General features: G+C 60.6%; 14 protein-coding genes and 4 pseudogenes. 11 read left to right on the plus strand and 7 right to left on the minus strand.

What is annotated here, in order from left to right:
* Positions 1–461: 461 nt before the first annotated feature.
* Positions 462–776: a hypothetical protein gene (locus tag KB879_RS32050; RefSeq protein WP_211983474.1), complete on the minus strand. Its 315-nt coding sequence runs from the start codon at positions 774–776 to the stop codon at positions 462–464.
* On the minus strand, positions 761–1,768 hold the full coding sequence (locus KB879_RS32055; RefSeq protein WP_211983476.1) for a hypothetical protein: 1,008 nt from the start codon (positions 1,766–1,768) through the stop codon (positions 761–763). The genes KB879_RS32050 and KB879_RS32055 overlap by 16 nt, the downstream gene beginning before the upstream one ends.
* On the opposite strand from KB879_RS32055, the gene KB879_RS32060 reads away from it, so the two are divergent.
* The 3 genes and pseudogenes from KB879_RS32060 to KB879_RS32070 all read left to right on the plus strand — a co-directional run bounded on the left by KB879_RS32060 (position 1,739) and on the right by KB879_RS32070 (position 3,862).
* Complete coding sequence (locus KB879_RS32060; RefSeq protein WP_211983478.1) at positions 1,739–1,933, plus strand: hypothetical protein; 195 nt, start codon at positions 1,739–1,741, stop codon at positions 1,931–1,933. The two genes, KB879_RS32055 and KB879_RS32060, sit on opposite strands and share 30 nt — an antisense overlap.
* Positions 1,930–2,277, plus strand: coding sequence for an IS66 family insertion sequence element accessory protein TnpB (gene tnpB / locus KB879_RS32065; protein WP_011154074.1), 348 nt, complete (start codon positions 1,930–1,932; stop codon positions 2,275–2,277). Before KB879_RS32060 ends, tnpB begins: the two co-directional genes overlap by 4 nt.
* A 30-nt stretch (positions 2,278–2,307) precedes the next feature.
* Positions 2,308–3,862 (plus strand): annotated as a pseudogene (locus KB879_RS32070) (IS66-like element IS883 family transposase).
* Positions 3,863–3,938: 76 nt separating this feature from the next.
* On the opposite strand, the gene KB879_RS32075 reads toward KB879_RS32070, so the two are convergent.
* A complete protein-coding gene (locus KB879_RS32075; RefSeq protein ID WP_211983480.1) occupies positions 3,939–4,106 on the minus strand; it encodes a hypothetical protein in 168 nt (55 codons plus the stop codon).
* An 81-nt stretch (positions 4,107–4,187) separates the two neighbouring features.
* Between KB879_RS32075 and KB879_RS32080 the strand changes: the two genes are divergently transcribed.
* The 3 genes and pseudogenes from KB879_RS32080 to KB879_RS32090 form a co-directional block, all read left to right on the plus strand.
* Positions 4,188–4,379 (plus strand): hypothetical protein, encoded by a 192-nt coding sequence (locus KB879_RS32080; protein WP_211983482.1) that lies wholly within the window; start codon positions 4,188–4,190, stop codon positions 4,377–4,379.
* A gap of 870 nt (positions 4,380–5,249) precedes the next feature.
* Positions 5,250–6,503: an IS256 family transposase gene (locus KB879_RS32085; protein ID WP_211980211.1), complete on the plus strand. Its 1,254-nt coding sequence runs from the start codon at positions 5,250–5,252 to the stop codon at positions 6,501–6,503.
* Positions 6,504–7,067: 564 nt separating this feature from the next.
* Positions 7,068–9,320, plus strand: a pseudogene (locus KB879_RS32090) (Tn3 family transposase); the annotation flags it as partial.
* 45 nt (positions 9,321–9,365) lie between these two features.
* Here the strand turns inward: KB879_RS32090 and KB879_RS32095 are convergent.
* On the minus strand, positions 9,366–10,619 hold the full coding sequence (locus KB879_RS32095) for an IS256 family transposase (protein WP_211984286.1): 1,254 nt from the start codon (positions 10,617–10,619) through the stop codon (positions 9,366–9,368).
* 78 nt (positions 10,620–10,697) lie between these two features.
* On the opposite strand from KB879_RS32095, the pseudogene KB879_RS32100 reads away from it, so the two are divergent.
* The 3 genes and pseudogenes from KB879_RS32100 to KB879_RS32110 all read left to right on the plus strand — a co-directional run.
* Positions 10,698–11,450: pseudogene (locus KB879_RS32100) on the plus strand (Tn3 family transposase); the annotation flags it as partial.
* Complete coding sequence (gene tnpC / locus KB879_RS32105; RefSeq protein ID WP_211983484.1) at positions 11,443–11,787, plus strand: Tn3 family transposase post-transcriptional regulator TnpC; 345 nt, start codon at positions 11,443–11,445, stop codon at positions 11,785–11,787. The pseudogene KB879_RS32100 and the gene tnpC, both read left to right, overlap by 8 nt.
* A gap of 130 nt (positions 11,788–11,917) precedes the next feature.
* Positions 11,918–12,958 (plus strand): arsenic resistance protein, encoded by a 1,041-nt coding sequence (locus KB879_RS32110; protein ID WP_211983485.1) that lies wholly within the window; start codon positions 11,918–11,920, stop codon positions 12,956–12,958.
* A gap of 363 nt (positions 12,959–13,321) precedes the next feature.
* Here KB879_RS32110 and KB879_RS32115 read toward each other — a convergent pair whose 3' ends face one another.
* Both KB879_RS32115 and KB879_RS32120 read right to left on the minus strand, forming a co-directional pair.
* Complete coding sequence (locus KB879_RS32115; RefSeq protein WP_371827456.1) at positions 13,322–14,629, minus strand: lipopolysaccharide biosynthesis protein; 1,308 nt, start codon at positions 14,627–14,629, stop codon at positions 13,322–13,324.
* Positions 14,630–15,043: 414 nt separating this feature from the next.
* A pseudogene (locus KB879_RS32120) lies at positions 15,044–15,460 on the minus strand (transposase domain-containing protein); the annotation flags it as partial.
* A 227-nt stretch (positions 15,461–15,687) separates the two neighbouring features.
* On the opposite strand from KB879_RS32120, the gene KB879_RS32125 reads away from it, so the two are divergent.
* A complete protein-coding gene (locus tag KB879_RS32125) occupies positions 15,688–15,894 on the plus strand; it encodes a hypothetical protein (RefSeq protein ID WP_211983487.1) in 207 nt (68 codons plus the stop codon).
* A gap of 34 nt (positions 15,895–15,928) precedes the next feature.
* Here the strand turns inward: KB879_RS32125 and nhaR are convergent, their stop codons facing one another.
* The gene (nhaR, locus tag KB879_RS32130) at positions 15,929–16,858 is read right to left on the minus strand and encodes a transcriptional activator NhaR (protein WP_211983489.1); all 930 of its coding nucleotides are present in this window, start codon (positions 16,856–16,858) and stop codon (positions 15,929–15,931) included.
* A 334-nt stretch (positions 16,859–17,192) separates the two neighbouring features.
* Between nhaR and KB879_RS32135 the strand changes: the two genes are divergently transcribed.
* Positions 17,193–17,699 (plus strand): universal stress protein, encoded by a 507-nt coding sequence (locus tag KB879_RS32135; RefSeq protein WP_211983495.1) that lies wholly within the window; start codon positions 17,193–17,195, stop codon positions 17,697–17,699.
* Positions 17,700–17,805: the final 106 nt, after the last annotated feature.

A 17,805-nucleotide genomic window follows, 5' to 3' on the forward strand; every position in this document is an offset into this window, starting at 1 on the left:
GACGGCCGAAGTCGCGCCGACCTTCATATCATCGCAACGCTACCTGTCGCGCCCGAGTCCGGGCAGTCTCACGATTTCCGTTTTTCTAGTCTCACGAAAAGTCGTCCTAGTCTCACTAATTCCGTTTCCCTGCAGGAGATCGCAGTCTCGAGAATTCCGATTCCTCACACCAAGAAGGCTTTTAATGCGGGGTGATTTGGTCGCGCAGCTACCACAGCGTGAGGTGATTTGGTCGCGCCCACCGCGCGTATGGGGTGATTTGGTCGCGCCCCATCAAAGAGTCGCATGCAGCACATACAAGAGATGGGGTGAATTGGTCGCGCCCGCTCCCGGCGCGAGGTGAAATGGTCGCGCTGCAAAAGGATGGGTGTCGTTTGCCATTTCATCCTAGACCGAACTTTGAGCACGCGGCGCGCATAACGCTTTGATTGCTCGCGGTTATGTGCTCGCGAGCGAGTCGATTACTGGGTACAGGCGACGGGGCTGATGTTGAGGAGGCGGAAGGCCTTTTCTTGAATGGGGGTCGGCCGCGTGATCATGACGATCTTTGCTTGCGGGTTCAGGGGTGTGTGACAGACGTTGTACGCGAGCGTGGCCAGATCATCGAGCAACGTGCGGAAGCTGTGCACCGGCAAGCCGTCCTCGCCAAGCCTGGTGGCGTCCTTGGCTTTCGCCTGGTCCGAGCGTCGTGCCTTGGCCACTGGCGAAGGCCGGGCCGCACGCGCGAGCTCGACGTATTCATCGTCAAACAGCATCGGCTTTAACGTCTCGCGCATGTGCCACTCGACGTAATAAGCGAGCATGCACAGAAAGACGTGAGCGCGCACGCGCGCGGCGTTCCAATGGAACACGGGGCGCACCTGCAGATCGACCGTCTTGAGCGAACGGAAGGCCCGCTCCCCACGTACAGGCCATCGAGTGCAGCCTCCTGCTGAATCTGTTCGGCCTTGCGCCCCCACGTGAAGCTCGAGTCGGTGATGCTCAGCTCGAAGTGCTTGCCCATCCTGAAGTGATCGATGACGCGGCCTACGCGCAGGGCAATCGCCTCGGTGCCCTTGAGGCGGTTGCGGGCACGCGTGGTCGCGTCGGTAATCTTCATCAACTCGGCTTCGGTGGCCTGCAGCAGCGCCTCGCGTTTGCGGCTGCGCTCCTCGGCCAGTAGCGGATTGCGACACACGATGAGCCGCTCGCCGGGGAACGCCTCGCTGGTCACCTCCAGCAGGTTGCGCTCATCGAACAGCGAGGGCTGGAAGGGCCCCTTCTCGTGAGCAAGCGCGGCCATCTGCGGCGCGCGCAGGCTGCTCACCCAGTCCAGGCCAGCCGGGCGCAATACCGTGTCGATGCGCGCCTGCGTGAGCATGCCCCGGTCGCCCACCCACGCGAGCTTCTCGATGCCATAGCGATTCTTGAGCTTGTCCACCTGCGAGGCCACGGTTGCCGGATCGGCGGTGTTGCCAGCGAAGACTTCGACTGCCACCGGACAGCCCTCAGGCGTGCAAACCAGACCGAACACGATCTGGGGATCCGTCGAACTCGAGCAGGTCTCGTCGCGCTTGCCATCGCGGCTGTTGCCGTGGGCGGCAAGCTCGCAGCAGCGTCCCGTCACCCACGTGGAAGTGAGGTCATAGAGCACCAGCGTACTGCCGCTCAGATGCTGCCTGGCAAGCCGCTTCTCGATGCCTTCCTGAGCGTCTCCCAGCCAGTCGAGCGCGGCATAGAGTCCGCCGATGAGGCCTTCGTGATCGAGCGCAGCCTGCCACACGGACATGTGGCCGCCGTGCTCGGCGCGGCGCGCGCCTGCGGCGCCGAGCAGTTGGTTGTCCTCAGCGCCGGCCGCGCTGCGCTCGGTGGGGTGCGTACGAGCCTGCCGGCAACGGACCTGTCAGCTGAGGCGGCCGTGACGGCCTACAAGGGGCTGGCAGTGGTGGCATGATCGGGTTGCCGGCGGGAACACGCATCTGGATCGCTGCAGGCGTGACCGACATGCGCTGCGGATTCAACGGGCTCGCAGCGAAGGTGGAGGCGACTCTGCAGGAGAGCCCGTTCTCCGGCCATGTCTTCGTCTTCCGCGGCAGGCGCGGCAATGTCATCAAGGTGTTGTGGTCAACGGGCGATGGGCTTTGCTTGCTCTCGAAGCGCCTGGAGCGTGGACGTTTCGTCTGGCCGCAGGCCGACAGCGGCAAGATCCACCTGACGCAAGCGCAGTTGTCGATGCTGCTGGAGGGGATCAACTGGAAGCAGCCCGAGCGCACCTGGCCGCCACTGTCGGTGTTGTAAACCTTGCGGCAGGTGCGTAAACTGCCGCGCATGCCAATCGACCCCAGCGATCTCCCCGACGACATTGAGGCCCTGAAGGCCTTGGTGTTGGCACAGCGGGAATCGATTCGCACTCATGGAACGGGCCTTGGTGGTCCGCTCCATGGAGATCGAGCAGCTAAATCTGCAGATCTCGAAGCTGAGGCGGATGCAGTTTGGCCAGAAGTCCGAGAAGCTGGATCGACAGATTGAACAGCTCGAGACCCGACTAGAAGATCTGCTGTCCGAGGAAGGTGCGGCCGAAACCGAAGCCGATCCGCAGGCTACCCCTCCTGTCCGGAAGAAAGCGGTACGCAAGCCGTTGCCGGAGCACTTGGAGCGGGAGGAGCGCATTCTCGAGCCTGAGACCGAAGCCTGTCCAGAGTGCGGCGGTAAGCTCAAGCCGCTGGGCGAGGACATCTCGGAGCAACTCGATATCATCAGCAGTTCATTCAGGGTGATTCGGCAGGTGCGGCGCAAGAAGGCCTGCGCCTGTTGTGATTGCATCGTCCAGGCTGAGGCGCCAAGCCGGCCGATTGAGCGCGGCATTGCCACGGCGGGGCTGCACGCTCACATACTGGTTGCCAAATACGCTGATCATCAACCGCTGTACCGCCAAGCCGCCATCTATGCCCGGCAGGGCGTGGAGCTGGACCGCACGACCATGGCTCGCGGTGTCGGCGCTTGCGGTGCGCTGGTACGCCCCCTGGTCGAGGCTTTGCACCGATACGTGATGATGCCTGGCAAGGTGCACGCGGACGACACACCGCTGCCGGTACTTGCGCCAGGTAAGGGACAGACCAAGACGGGAAGACTATGGGCTTACGTGCGGGACGATCGCGCATCGGGTTCGGATGCTGCACCTGCGGTCTGGTTCGCCTACACACCAAATCGCCAGGGCCAACATCCCCAAGCGCATCTGGCCGGCTTCCGCGGCATCCTGCAGGCAGACGCGTATGCGGGCTTCAACGCTGTTTTTACCGATGGCAGTGTGCGCGAAGCAGCTTGTATGGCCCACGCGCGCCGTAAGGTGCACGATCTACATGTCCGCAAGGCAACGCCGACCACAACGGAGGCGTTACGCCGGATCGGCGAGCTCTATGCCATCGAAGCGGAAATCCGGGGTAAGCCACCTGCCGTGCGTCAACAGGTGCGGCAGCAAAGATCCCGGCCCCTACTGGACAGCTTCGAAGTGTGGTTGCGAGAGCGGCTATTGACGCTCTCGACGCAGTCGGAAACGACCAAAGCCATCAACTACATGCTGAACCAGTGGCAAGCGCTAATCTACTACTGTGATGATGGCCTGGCAGAGATAGACAACAACATCGCGGAGAATGCGCTGCGCGGTGTCGCGTTGGGTCGGAAGAATTTTTTATTCGCCGGCGCTGACAGTGGCGGCGAGCGCGCGGCCGCAATGTACTCGCTCATCGGGTCCTGCAAACTCAACGGCATCGATCCCGATGCCTATCTGCGTCACGTCTTGGCCCGCATCGCCGATCATCCCGTCAATCGGATCGACGAACTTCTGCCGTGGAACGTCGCCGCTCAACCGGCGTTGCAAGCCTAAAGCAGCACCATTCCTGTCTCGTCGTCAACCACGGTGCTGGCGATCCGCTTACGCCTAGGGCGCGCGCCAGTCCGGTTTACCACCCGCTCGATGCATTCTGAATGCCAATGGCAACCTTGTGCGCCGCGCGGTGATGAGGATAGATCTTGGCAAGGCTCGAAATGACCGCGTACTTGTAGAACATGACACTGGGCTGTGGTTCGCTGGCACTGCCGACAAATTCGCCGCTGTCGGGAAGGTGCACGACATATCCAACGAACACGGACTTTAGGAGGCCCAGCCTTCCTCGTCTCCCGCCCTCCAGGCCTATCCTTTGAACGTGCGCATGGACGAGATCCGCGAGCTGGAAGGAATCCTGCGCCATATCTATCGCTACGACGCCGAGTCTCAGGCGATGAACAAGCAACTGGCCTACATCAAGCTCAAGCGCACGCCCCAGATCGAGCTGAGCGAGTCCAACCGCAAGACTGTCGAATGGGTGAGCGACGACGAGGACGAGGCCCAGAAGTACAACTGACTGCCGGCGCGCGCGCCGAAAGAGAGGTTCGACTGAACGGGCCGGCTTGCGCCGGCCCGTCTTTGTCAGGTCACGATGAAGGGGACGGAGAGATGGGACGTTAGCGGGGCACCCGTGCAGACAGGTTCTTATTGCAAGTTTCATTGACCGCATTACGAACCAAGACAAATCCGGGTTGGTTCCATTGCTCTGGATGCGAGGCAATATAAAGGCGCGCAATGGTCGTGAACTGTCCCCTGCTCACTACTGAGCCAAAGCAGCTCTTATATGTCTTGTCGTCTTCGGCCCACAATTCGTCAACGATCCGCAATTCCTTTCACTAGTCTCGGCGCCGCAGGAGGCGCACCATCAGATGCGGCCTGGAATGCGTGCAAACGGGTTGTGAAGCCGAGTTCCATTGTTAGAATGGAATTATCGTCGACGCTCTGGAGGGCGTGATGGCATCGTATCAACGTGGATGTATATCAATCATCACTTCGGTGGAAGAACTGCCATCGGGACGATACCGTGGGTTCGTAACTCTTGCCGAAGGCAAGGACGAGTGCTCTCGGCACACATGCAAGCAGTGCCGAGACAACCCACTTGATGCGCACCTAGACGCGGACGGTGAAGTGGAGTACGCCTATCGGCACTATCTCTCTGAACACATTAAGGGCAGCGATCAGCGCGGCACTGCCGTGCACTGAAAGCAACCTGAAATTCCCGGGAGAGGAAATGGAAAGTGTCAGGCGAGCGGGGTATCACGACTTCAAGGCATTTACAGAGCAACTTGCAAGTGGGAAGTACCAGGGCTGAGCCTGTCAGATTTCTTGTGTGTTGAGGTCATGAGACGATATCGAAAGAAACGCCCTTATGACCGAAACAAAAAGCATGACCAAGAAGAGCAAGAAATCGAGCGCGCCGAAGCTGTTTCCGGATGAGTTGATCGATCAACTACTGGCTCAGGTACAGAACAAGGACGCCGAGTCGATTCTCGGTGAATCAGGCTTGGCCGGCCTGCTCAAGAAGCAGTTGGCCGAGCGTATGCTTGCCGCCGAACTGACGCACCATCTGGCCAGCGAGGCCAAGCAAGGCAAGAGCGGCAATCACCGCAACGGCAGCAGTGCAAAGACCGTCATCACGCCCAACGGCGAGCTGGAACTGGACATTCCGCGCGACCGGCAAGCCACCTTCGAGCCGCAACTGGTCGCCAAGTACCAACGCCGGCTGTCCGGCTTCGACGACCACGTAATCAGCATGTATGCTCGCGGGATGAGCGTGCGTGAGATTCAGGGCCATTTGCAGGAACTGTATGGGCTGCAGGTCTCGCCCGACCTGATTTCCACCATCACCGACGAAGTGCTGGCCGAGGTCGAACAATGGCAGCAGCGCCCGCTGGAGGCGATGTACCCCATTGTCTACTTCGACGCGCTGCGCCTGAAGATCCGCGACGAAGGCACCGTCAGGAACAAGGCGGTGTACCTCGCGCTGGGCATCCGCGCCGATGGGCGCAAGGAAGTCCTCGGCCTGTGGATCGAGCAGACCGAAGGCGCCAAGTTCTGGCTCAAGGTCTTCAACGAACTGAAGAACCGCGGCCTGGAGGACATCCTGATCGCCGTGGTCGATGGCCTGCGCGGCTTCCCCCAGGCCATCGAGGCCGTCTACCCGGCCGCGCAAATCCAGACCTGCATCGTCCACCTGATCCGCAACTCGCTCAACCTGGCGAGCTGGAAGGATCGCAAGGGCCTGGCGGCCGCACTCAAGCCGATTTACCAGGCTGCCACGGCCGATGCCGCTGCCACTGCGCTGGATGCCTTTGCCGGCAGCGACTGGGGCCGCAAATTCCCGACGGTGGCCGACATGTGGCGGCGGCAATGGGAGCAGGTCATCCCGTTCTTCGCCTATCCGCCGGAAGTGCGCAGAATCATCTACACCACTAATGCCATCGAGAGCATGCACATGCAGTTGCGCAAGATCGTCAAGAACCGGGGCCACTTCCCCAGCGACGAAGCCGCCAGCAAGCTGCTGTACCTGGCCTTGCGCAACATCGAGAAAGATTGGAAGATGCCGCCCATCACCTGGAAACAAGCGGCCAACCAGTTCGCCATTCTCTTCGGTGACCGCTTCACCAACGCCCTACGCTGAGATTTAATTAACCGACCTCAGCACACAGAATTCCTGACACCTCCCCAGGGCTTTGTACTCGTCCGACACCATACGGTGACCGGGACAGTCCAAACAGTATTTCGGGCCGGACGGGCGGTTCCGTTGGAGGAAGATGCCTTCGCAAGCGCCGAATTGAAGGCCGCTGCCCTCATTCGAGTCGCAGGAGAAGCCGCATTCCGGCCGCGCCGCAAGTTGTCAGCATGAAGGACAATCAACCTGCAGTAGGCAGCACAATGGCCAGCCATGCGGCGTTCCCAGCAACGACAGCGGCCAGGCGGGCCATGACCCTGCAACCGGCAGTCCCCAATGTGGGTCTTATCGGGATGCAGTTTCAAGCCGTTAGCGTCCACCCAAGCCCTCAGGCGAGTGAAAGCAGCTTCTGCTTCCTCACGCGTACGGCCCCTGACCAAGATACGCCCAAACCGCTATCATAAGTCTTTAGGTTATAAAGACAGCAACATTCATTACTTTCTAAAATAAGAGGCAAACTGTCACCTGCCCCAGCTAGGCTGGCCGGCCTTTCAGCGATTGTCGAGATCCTGTATGGCTACCGTCGAGCGTACCGCCTACCCGCGTTTCCCGAAGGTCTTTTCCCTCAAGGAATTGCGGGCCTGCTACATACCCAGCGCGGAAGAGCTGGACTGGGCGACTCGGTCCACACGCGGGCAAGAATCGCGACTTGGTCTGCTGGTGCTCCTGAAGGTCTTTCAGCAGCTACACCACTTCCCGGACCTTGACACAATTCCCGCCAGCGTGACGGAGCTGGTACGCATCAGCGCCGGCCTGAACCCAGGTACGAGGTTTGGCTACGACCGAAAGGTGTCGCCGACTTTGTTCCGGCACTACAGGGCGGTGCGAGAGTTCCTTGGTATCCAGGCCTACCTCGGCACCGATGCCAACGAGGTTACTATCCGCGCCGCGCGCGACGCCGCCGAAACGATGGACCAGCCGGTTGACATCATCAACGCGACGATCGACGCGCTGGTCCTGCATCAAATCGAACTGCCATCCTTCTCTACGTTGGATGCCATCGTTGAGCAAGTCCACGCGCGCACGCAAACGGCCCTGTTTCGCCGTATCACACGACGCCTGTCCGAGGACGAGCGACACCGGCTTGACCGGCTGCTGACCCGAGACCTGGCGAGCCGTCAGACCGCTTATCACAACATCAAACGCCACGCGCTGCGTCCCTCGCGCAAGCACCTGACTCTGCTGATCGAGCATCTGACCTGGCTGGACACCATTGGCGACTTTTCCAAGACCGTTGCAGGCGTGCCGGCGTCGAAGCTGCGGTCCTTGGCGAGCCAGGCCATGAGCCTGGACGCAGCCAATCTCAAGGAGATCTTGCCGGAGAAACGCTATACGCTGATGGTGGCCCTCCTCAATCAAATGCGGGTACGGGTGCGGGACGATCTCGCCGAAATGTTTATCCGGCGCATGAGCGCCATCCACAAGCGGGCACGGGAGGAATTGGAGCAAATCCACTCCCGCCGGCGCGCGCAAATGGAAAAGCTCGTCGCGCTGCTCGATGGCGTGGTGGAGATCGTCGCCCAGGGCGACGACGACGCTCAGATCGGCGTGGAGGTACGTCGCCTTCTTGCCCCCTCAGGCGATTTGGAGCCTCTACGTGAGTGCTGCGCCGAGGTCCGCGCCTTCAGCGGGAACAACTACTTGCCCCTCTTGTGGCGGCATTTTCGCCCGCACCGCTCAGTAATGTTGCGCCTCGCCGAAGTGCTGAAGTGGCAGTCAACCAGCCAGTCATGCACCCTGCTGGCCGCACTGGCAGTGGTGTTGAAGAATGCGGCTCTACACCGCGAGTGGCTTTCCACTGACGTCGATCTGAGCTTCGCCTCGGAGCGGTGGCGCAAGCTCGTCTATCGCACTGACAAGCTGGGGCCAGGCATCAATCGGCGCCATCTGGAGCTATGCGTACTTTCGCATATGGCCAGCGAATTGCGCTCTGGCGACCTCTGTGTCGTCGGCTCAGACGCGTATGCCGACTACCGGCTGCATCTGTTGCCCTGGCGTGAATGCGAGCGGCGCCTCCCTGACTACTGCGCCAAGTTGGAGATGCCGGCCAACGCGCAAGATTTCGTTGCACACCTACGTGAGTGGTTGGCCGTGACGGCACAGAACCTGGACGACTGCTTCCCGAGCAAGCGTCAGCACGTCACCATTGGCCGCAACGGCGAGCCGGTACTCCGTCGGACCGTCGCCAAGGAAATCCCCGCCAGCGCGCTTGCGCTTCAGCAGACGCTGATCGGCCACATACCGAACCGCAACCTGTTGGACGTCCTGGCCAACATCGAGCATTGGACCCACTTCACGCGCCACTTCGGCCCGCTCTCCGGCAGCGATCCCAAGATCCGCCATGCCGCCGAGCGCTACTTGCTGACGATCTTCGCGATGGGTTGCAATCTCGGACCCACGCAGGCAGCTCGCCACATGGGCGAACGGGTGACGCCGCACATGATGTCATTCGTCAATCGGCGGCATATGAGCCTCGAACGGCTGGAAACCGCGCAGCGCGAATTGATCGAGTTGTATCTCCAGCTCGACCTGCCCAAGCATTGGGGGGACGGTAAGACCGTGGCGGCTGACGGCACGCAATACGATTTCTACGACAATAACCTGCTCACGGGCTACCACTTCCGCTACCGCAAGAAGGGCGCGGTGGCTTACCGGCATGTCGCAGACAACTACATCGCCGTATTCCGACACTTCATCCCGCCCGGCGTGTGGGAGGCGGTCTACGTCATCGAGGGCTTGCTCAAGGCAGGCCTGAGCGTGGAGGCAGGGAGGTGTCAGAAATTCTGTGTGCTGAGGTCGGTTAAATAAATCTCAGCATAGGGCGTTGGTGAAGCGGTCACCGAAGAGAATGGCGAACTGGTTGGCCGCTTGTTTCCAGGTGATGGGCGGCATCTTCCAATCTTTCTCGATGTTGCGCAAGGCCAGGTACAGCAGCTTGCTGGCGGCTTCGTCGCTGGGGAAGTGGCCCCGGTTCTTGACGATCTTGCGCAACTGCATGTGCATGCTCTCGATGGCATTAGTGGTGTAGATGATTCTGCGCACTTCCGGCGGATAGGCAAAGAACGGGATGACCTGCTCCCATTGCCGCCGCCACATGTCGGCCACCGTCGGGAATTTGCGGCCCCAGTCGCTGCCGGCAAAGGCATCCAGCGCAGTGGCAGCGGCATCGGCCGTGGCAGCCTGGTAAATCGGCTTGAGCGCGGTCGCCAGGCCCTTGCGATCCTTCCAGCTCGCCAGGTTGAGCGAGTTGCGGATCAGGTGGACGATGCAGGTCTGGATTTGCGCGCCCGGGTAGACGGCCTCGATTGCCTGGGGGAAGCCGCGCAGGCCATCGACCACGGCGATCAGGATGTCCTCCAGGCCGCGGTTCTTCAGTTCGTTGAAGACCTTGAGCCAGAACTTGGCGCCTTCGGTCTGCTCGATCCACAGGCCGAGGACTTCCTTGCGCCCATCGGCGCGGATGCCCAGCGCGAGGTACACCGCCTTGTTCCTGACGGTGCCTTCGTCGCGGATCTTCAGGCGCAGCGCGTCGAAGTAGACAATGGGGTACATCGCCTCCAGCGGGCGCTGCTGCCATTGTTCGACCTCGGCCAGCACTTCGTCGGTGATGGTGGAAATCAGGTCAGGCGAGACCTGCAGCCCATACAGTTCCTGCAAATGGCCCTGAATCTCACGCACGCTCATCCCGCGTGCATACATGCTGATTACGTGGTCGTCGAAGCCGGACAGCCGGCGTTGGTACTTGGCGACCAGTTGCGGCTCGAAGGTGGCTTGCCGGTCGCGCGGAATGTCCAGTTCCAGCTCGCCGTTGGGCGTGATGACGGTCTTTGCACTGCTGCCGTTGCGGTGATTGCCGCTCTTGCCTTGCTTGGCCTCGCTGGCCAGATGGTGCGTCAGTTCGGCGGCAAGCATACGCTCGGCCAACTGCTTCTTGAGCAAGCCGGCCAAGCCTGATTCACCGAGAATCGACTCGGCGTCCTTGTTCTGTACCTGAGCCAGCAGTTGATCGATCAACTCATCCGGAAACAGCTTCGGCGCGCTCGATTTCTTGCTCTTCTTGGTCATGCTTGTTGTTTCGGTCATAAGGGCGTTTCTTTCGATATCGTCTCATGACCTCAACACACAAGAAATCTGACAGGCTCGGAGGCAGACACGGTGCATGCCGACACCCAGGGCCAGTCAGCTGCCGTTTTTGCCTTTACCTACCTGCTGGGCATCAACCTAATGCCGCGAATTCGTAACTGGCAGGATCTGAAACTTTACCGAGCCGATTCCACTTCCAAATATCGTCACATTGACCGCCTTTTTTCGGCCGCGGTGGATTGGGACCTGATCACCCTTCACTGGCAGGATCTAATGCAGGTCGCATTGTCGATCCAGGCCGGAACCATATCCTCTCCCCTACTGCTACGCCGCTTGGGATCGGATAGTCGCAAGAATCGCCTCCTGCTAGCCGCTCAGGAACTGGGCAAGGTTGTTCGCACCGTGTTTCTGCTGGAGTGGATCGGTAGCCGCGAATTGCGCCAGGAAATCACTGCGACGACCAACAAGATCGAGTCCTACAATGGCTTTGCCAAGTGGTTCTCGTTCGGCGGCGATGTGCTGCCCGTGAACGACCCCGACGAACAGCAAAAGCGATTGCGCTACAACGATCTGATCGCCTCCGCAGTGATCCTTCAGAACACCGCCGACATGATGCAGGCGCTTCGTGCCATGGAGAAGGACGGTATCAAGGTCGACGTGGACGACATCAGCTTCCTCAGCCCATATCTCACCAGCAACATCAAGCGCTTTGGCGACTACAAGCTAAACCTTGAGCGGACTCCGGAGGCCTGGATCCACGACAGTATTTTCGCTGCCCCAGCATTCTCCGTTCGGAAACCACGCCATGCCTAACACCCAGACCCCTTATGGCCCGGTTGACACCGAGGCCTTGCGTTGCCTGCAGGACAGTTTCGACACCCGGGAGATCCTGCGCATTGTGGACCTAGTTGATACTCTTCGAACTCGATTGTGCGAGCCAGAAGGGATTCGCGACGACCTACTCCAATTACATGGCATGGCCCATACGGTTCTCAATGGTGCTAGTCTCGTCTCAAGAGACACGAATCCTACCTTGGTCCAGCAGGCCGAGACCATTGTGGAGGAACTGGAAGACTTGATACGGGTGCTCCAACACGCTGTGCACGTGCTGCACCCACTAGAACTTCTCCGACCATCCGGCGACACGTGACAGGCTTGCTGCATCGATAGCTGCCCTGCCCTTCAATTGCCGACAGTCCATTCTGTACTGCCTTCATGCCATTCTCCCGGCTGAAAACAAGAAAAGCCTTCGTACGTCTCGATCTCCCGCCTTATATCAAATGAGCACAGTTAGATGGATTCATCATAACCGAAAGGCTTATGATAGTGGATTGGGCGTATCTTGGCAGGACCCCATACTGGAAAGCCGGCAAGTTGCCATCTACTTCTGCACCGTCGCGGCCGCCACGGTCGCCGCCTTGTTGGTACCCGATACGACCGCGTTGTTCGAGGTCGCCGTCAATCCTGCGTTGGCGCTGATGTTGTTTGTGACGTTCCTGCAAGTGCCAGTGGCGGAACTCAAGCGGGCCCTCGGGCAACTCCGCTTTCTCACTGCTCTGGTCGTTGCAAATTTCGTCGTGGCTCCGCTTCTCGTAGGCGTCCTCGTGCAGTTTCTACCCGTCGACCCCATGGTGCAGTTCGGGGTGCTCCTGGTGCTGCTCACACCATGCATAGACTATGTCGTTACGTTCTCCCATCTTGGGCGCGCCGACGCTCGGTTGTTGCTGGCAGCAACCCCGGCACTGCTGATCGCACAAATGTTGCTGTTGCCGGGCTACCTCGGTGTATTCCTTGGTGAAGATGCTGCCCGGCTTGTCAAATTGGGGCCGTTTATTCACGCATTCGTCTGGCTGATTGCCGTACCCCTCGCCCTGGCCGCGCTCACACAGGTCTGGGCGGCCCTAAGCGCGACCGGCTCGCGAGTGGCAACGAAGCTTGGACTGATGCCGGTGCCGGCCACTGCGCTGGTCCTTTTCGTCGTCGTTGCCGCCGTGGTGCCACAGCTAGGCCCAGCCATCGACGTAGCCTGGCGTGTGGTTCCAATCTATGTGGCTTTTGCGATCTGCGCCCCCCTGCTTGGGTGGCTCGTCGCCCGGATTTCCCGCCTTGAGGCGGCGGCCGGACGGGCGATTGCATTCAGCGTCGGTACTCGCAATTCGCTCGTGGTACTCCCATTGGCACTGGCAGTGCCTGGTGCGGTGCCGGTGCTGCCTGCGATCATCGTCACGCAAACGCTTGTGGAATTGTTCAGCGAACTGGTCTATGTGCGTTTGATCGCCATGCTGGGCAGCGGCGATCCGGCCGGTTCGCAGACATCATAGACGAGGGGGCGAGAGCACCTTAGGCACTGGTCTTAGTTGATTGTGATGGTCGATCCGGTAACGCCGCGACTCGCGGGAGCACAGGAAGCGCACAGATGCGGCCAACCCCCTTGAGTTGTCCCAGGCGCTCCACGGGGATCGTCAGGATGGCCTAGGTATTCAGCCGCCTTCACCAACTTGGTGGCGATATAAGGCCGAAGAGTTGGTATTGACAGTCGCGCCCGGCTTGTACCCCAGCAATCTGATGCGACCGAGCACGCCGGTCTTGGCGACCGCGTAGCTGTCCTGGCAGGCCCGTCGAAGGCTTAGCGTGCAATATTTTCCTTTTTCTGAAGCGACCCCAACATTGCCAACAGCCACAATTCAACGTAAGAACCAGGATCTGGCTGACGCGGCCTGCTCTGCCGCGAAAGGCTCTCGTGACCGGAAGAAGAAACCGATACCGACAATCACAGCCACTGCATTGCCCGCGATATAGCCGTAGACGGCGCCACTTGCACCGTGGTTCGGGATCGCGATGAGGTCGACCATGACGATGGTAACCAGCACCAGCAGCCATTTCTCCACCAACCACTTCGGTTTGCGCAGATGGATCACTAGCAGCGACAGCGCTGTATCAGCGAACACCAGGCCGGAGGCCCAGGAGCAAAGCCGCAGCAGGTCTGTCGCCGCAGCATAATGTTCGCCGTAGATCAGTGTAATGATCCAGGGGGCGCAGTAGGCGAGCACCACGCCACCGGCCACGCCGACGGCGACCATGCCGAGGGCAACACTCAGCACATTTCGCCGCACCAGCGCAATGGTTGGCTGCGCGTAGATCATTAACGGCGCGACTGAACTGGCAAGGATCGCGCTGAGCATCATGAAATTGTCCAGGATCTGCATACAAGCTGCATATGCACCTAGATCGAACAAGGAGATGTGTGGCCTAAGCAGGAGTTGGTCAACGCGCTTGGCACCGAACATCAGCATTAGGCCTACCCAGAACACCGAGCCGTCTCGCAGCAATTGCCTGGCTAGCGGCCAATCAAAGCGCACAGCAACGCGGGGGCTGTGCAGCCGGTAATAGCGGGCCAGCAGCCCGGCGATCAAGATGGACTCCACGGCGATGACCCACGCGAAATCCGGGGCGGAGTCCATGCCAACCAAGTAGAGCGCCGAGACCGCCACTACTCGGAACGCAAGGCCGATCATGCCGTACACCACGCCAGGCCGGCTATCGGTACGCGCCTGCATCCAGGACCGGACTACACCGAACGGTTCGCGCAACAGCATGGGGAAGCCGAGGATGGCGACGACCATCACAATGACCGTGTCCTCTTCTGTCATCGCCACGAGCGCCAGAAGCAGCCCATAGCCCGCCACCGCGGCAAGCTCGCTTAAGCCATACACATGAGCCAGTAGGCGATGCTGCGCGGCTGGCACATCGTTGGCCACCAAGCGCGGGATGACCACTTCATTGCCACAGATCAAGGCCATCGATGACGCAATTAGCACCAGCGACTGCGCGTACTGGAACTCGGCAAAGCCCTCTGGTCCGACGGCGCGTGCGATCATGGCCACGCTGACGATGCCGAACGCCACCTGTAAGCCGCGCTCGGCAACCAGCCAGAACACATTGCGCGCGATCTGCATACGCATGCCATAACTCCCCGGAAAGAAAATCAGCAACGTCGTCGCCGGATCCGGGTGCACCTTCCCGCTTACCAGCTGTCTGTTCTTTGGATTACTGAACGGTCAGTACACGCGGATCTGACTCATGCCGACGCCCGGATCGCCGGGAGCCTGCCCCGATTCTAGACATGTTTGCCCCCCTGGTTCGACGCTTACTGTTCCACTCCGCACAGTGCCGCGACGTGCCAGAGTGGTGCAACCAGACCGAGTCCTATGCTCGAGTGTCAGATTTCTCTGTTAATCGGGGTTGGTACCTTCAGCACTCCACCGAGAGCCTGACTCGATCTCCCTCACCGCTGAGCGGCGCCTTCAGCGAATATTTAGGCCCGACGATGCTCACTTCCCGTTCTGGGGCTTGGGGTTACCCCGTTTCATCGGACAGTTCTGCATTTGAATTTCATGTCGATGGGCCGTGCGTAGCGTCGTGCCATCCATCGCCCACAGGCTGAGTCCCTTGAAGGCGTAGTCGCTGGAATCCTGCAAGCTCCAGGCACGTGCTGTTCGTTCGAACAGCCAGGCCAGCGGCGCTTCCCCCACGCGCTGGCGAGCTTGTGCCGCCGCGCTCTTGCTGACGAACGGCGCCACCTCATCAGGCAATGCCCGTTCCAGGTTGTCGAGCACTTCGCTGATCGACCAATGGCGGTACATCGCCAGCGCAATCACCAGCCAAACCACCTGTTCCGCGGGCAACCGACGGCGACGAATACTCGCCGTTCCCGTCGCCTCTACCGCACGCTCGATCCACTCGTACGGCAGATGCTCGGCCAGCCGACTTAAGTCGGCTGGCTGTTGCGCTTCGAGCAGGAAGGTCAGGTGACTGGAGAGCATCGCGCCCGAAAGTTAACACCCCGGCGCAAGGTTTACAACTTCCTCTGACGCTCCATACAAAAATGCCGTTCAGCTCTTAACTGAACGGCATTACACCCTTCTGAGTGCTTTTTTATTCATTTCGCACGGCTTGTCCGCCAAGCTACCAGATAGTTTGGCCGTCTCTGGCGCGCCTTTGGTAGGTCGCCGGCTATGCGCTCCAGACGTCCCCTTTTTTGGTTGCTTCAATGGCCGCGCTGCGACGCCTGCGTTTCGGCCCCCCCTACAGTCACCTACAGTCGGAGGACCACGAGGCGCTGGCGCAGTTCGTCAAGCGCCTCACCTGGACGGACATGCGTGCCTGCGCCGTCGACGACGAGGAAGCGTATGCGATCCGAGACGCGGTAGACCGGCTGGGTAAAGCGCTCGCCGAGCAAGGCTACGCTCCGCGGTAGAGCCTCGCGCACAGGAGGGTTCGCTCGCGATGCCTCAGGCTCCGGCTCGGCGCGGTCGCTCGCGCGATGCCGGTGCGAATAGCTCGTTTCGCGCGGCCTCGGTAATCGCCGTCACGCAAGGATGTGTAATGCGGCGTTCGACCGAGATTGCGAAGAACTCTTCCGCCACGTCGGTGGCCGCCCCGAGCGCACGCACGCCGAATTGTTTCTCGATGTCCCGCTCTAGGACAGTGAGCCCGATAAAGATGCCCATCCCGCGCCGTCCGAACTCCTTGGCGAGGGCGCTGTCGTCGCATTCGCCGACGACCTGCGGGCGCAGCGCCCGCGCTTGCAACCAGTGTCGCAGGCGCTGGCCGACCGCGGACTCCTCGGCGGGCATGAGCATGGGTGCCCCGTCGAGGCACGCCGGGAAGGGCCTGTTGCAAAACTCGCGCAGCGCTGGCGCGGCGAAGAAGCTGATCCCGCAACCACCCAGCCGGTGGTTGAAAGCGCGCACGCTGACGGCGGAGGGAATCGGTGCATCCGCGATGATGAGGTCGAGGCGGTGAAGCGCCAACTCGGCAAGCAGCATGTCGAGCTTCCACTCGCGACAGATTATGCGAACGGGTTCCGGCAACTGCGAGGCCGGCTCGATCAGCCGACAGGCAATCGTTTTCGGAACGGCGTCGGCAACGCCCACGCGGAATTCTAGCAGCTTGCCTTTGTGGGGATACTCACGCACGGCCTCCTCAAGTTCCGCGCCGATAGAGAAGATGGCCTCAGCGTAGCCAAACACCATGCGTCCTGTCTCGGTAAGCGCTAGACCACGTCCGCTCCTGATCAGCAGCGGCATGCCAAGTGCCTCTTCGAGGGACTGGATCTGGCTGCTGATCGTCTGCGGCGACAGATGCAGACATTCGCTGGCTCGGATCACGCCCCCAAGTTTGGCTACCTGATAGAAATAGTGGAGATGCTTGTAGTTCATGATCGCCCCGTGTCGGAGCCTGGCCATGCAGGCAAATCCTCCCATTTTTTCGAATGATGGTATCCAAACAATCTGCTTTTCCCTGGCAGTTTCGCATCCTAGATTGCAAATGTCACCTGCAGCGGTGCCTAGGATTCGGCAGTCGTTGCATCCGGTCCGCACTCGCGAGCGATGAATTGGAACCCGCCGCGCCATGGATGGCCGCGGGAACGGTCGGGTCATTGCCACGTACCTGCGTGCGTCGCGGCAAGACGGCTCGCGAACCTGCCGCCGTACTTTTTTTCCAACGGCACGGGCGAGTGCATCACCCATCTCTTTCAGGAGATATCGCGACATGGCTACGCTCCTTTTGCCTTGCGACGGCTCACCCAGCGCGCTGCTTGCGGTGCAGCATGCCATCGCCGAATTCCGCCAGGGTGATGCACAGCGAATCCATTTGCTGAACGTGCAGCCGCCTTTCTCACACTACGTGAAACGCTACACGGCCCCCCAGCTGCGTGCCGACTTCCAACGCGAGCGGGCCGACGAGGAGCTTGCCGAGGCGCGGCGTATGCTCGATGCCGCCGGCGTCCCGAATTCTGCGCACTTCCAGGTTGGCGACAAGGCACGTTGCATCGCAGAGATGGCGAGCCAGCTGCATTGCGATCGCGTTCTCATCGGCACCGCACGAAAAAGCGCGTTCGTGCGCGCGGTGGAGCACTCGCTTACTAACCAGCTGCTAGAGAGTTGCCCGGTACCGGTCGAGGTGATCGGCGGCGCTCCCGCGCGCATGATCGAGCGCGTTGGCATTCCGGCAGGAGTGGGGGCCGGCCTGGCATTGCTTCTCGCGAGTCAAGCGTGAATCGTATGTCGATGAACGGAGCGCCCGCATGACTGGGTCTCGCTGGCCGCTTCGTCACCTTCGTCAATACGCCGTTCTCCGGCGTATCGGCGGGCCGGACTCGCAT

Origin of the sequence: Cupriavidus sp. KK10 (assembly GCF_018223725.1) — a bacterium.
Classification (GTDB): Bacteria; Pseudomonadota; Gammaproteobacteria; order Burkholderiales; family Burkholderiaceae; genus Cupriavidus; species Cupriavidus necator.

Bases quoted from the DNA above. Each gene is read 5' to 3' on its own strand.
- KB879_RS32050 (WP_211983474.1), bottom strand. From the start codon at position 776: ATGCGCGAGACGTTAAAGCCGATGCTGTTTGACGATGAATACGTCGAG.
- KB879_RS32055 (WP_211983476.1), bottom strand. From the start codon at position 1,768: ATGTCCGTGTGGCAGGCTGCGCTCGATCACGAAGGCCTCATCGGCGGA.
- tnpB (WP_011154074.1), top strand. From the start codon at position 1,930: ATGATCGGGTTGCCGGCGGGAACACGCATCTGGATCGCTGCAGGCGTG.
- KB879_RS32080 (WP_211983482.1), top strand. From the start codon at position 4,188: ATGGACGAGATCCGCGAGCTGGAAGGAATCCTGCGCCATATCTATCGC.
- KB879_RS32085 (WP_211980211.1), top strand. From the start codon at position 5,250: ATGACCAAGAAGAGCAAGAAATCGAGCGCGCCGAAGCTGTTTCCGGAT.
- KB879_RS32095 (WP_211984286.1), bottom strand. From the start codon at position 10,619: ATGACCAAGAAGAGCAAGAAATCGAGCGCGCCGAAGCTGTTTCCGGAT.
- tnpC (WP_211983484.1), top strand. From the start codon at position 11,443: ATGCCTAACACCCAGACCCCTTATGGCCCGGTTGACACCGAGGCCTTG.
- KB879_RS32110 (WP_211983485.1), top strand. From the start codon at position 11,918: ATGAGCACAGTTAGATGGATTCATCATAACCGAAAGGCTTATGATAGT.
- KB879_RS32125 (WP_211983487.1), top strand. From the start codon at position 15,688: ATGGCCGCGCTGCGACGCCTGCGTTTCGGCCCCCCCTACAGTCACCTA.
- nhaR (WP_211983489.1), bottom strand. From the start codon at position 16,858: ATGAACTACAAGCATCTCCACTATTTCTATCAGGTAGCCAAACTTGGG.
- KB879_RS32135 (WP_211983495.1), top strand. From the start codon at position 17,193: ATGGCTACGCTCCTTTTGCCTTGCGACGGCTCACCCAGCGCGCTGCTT.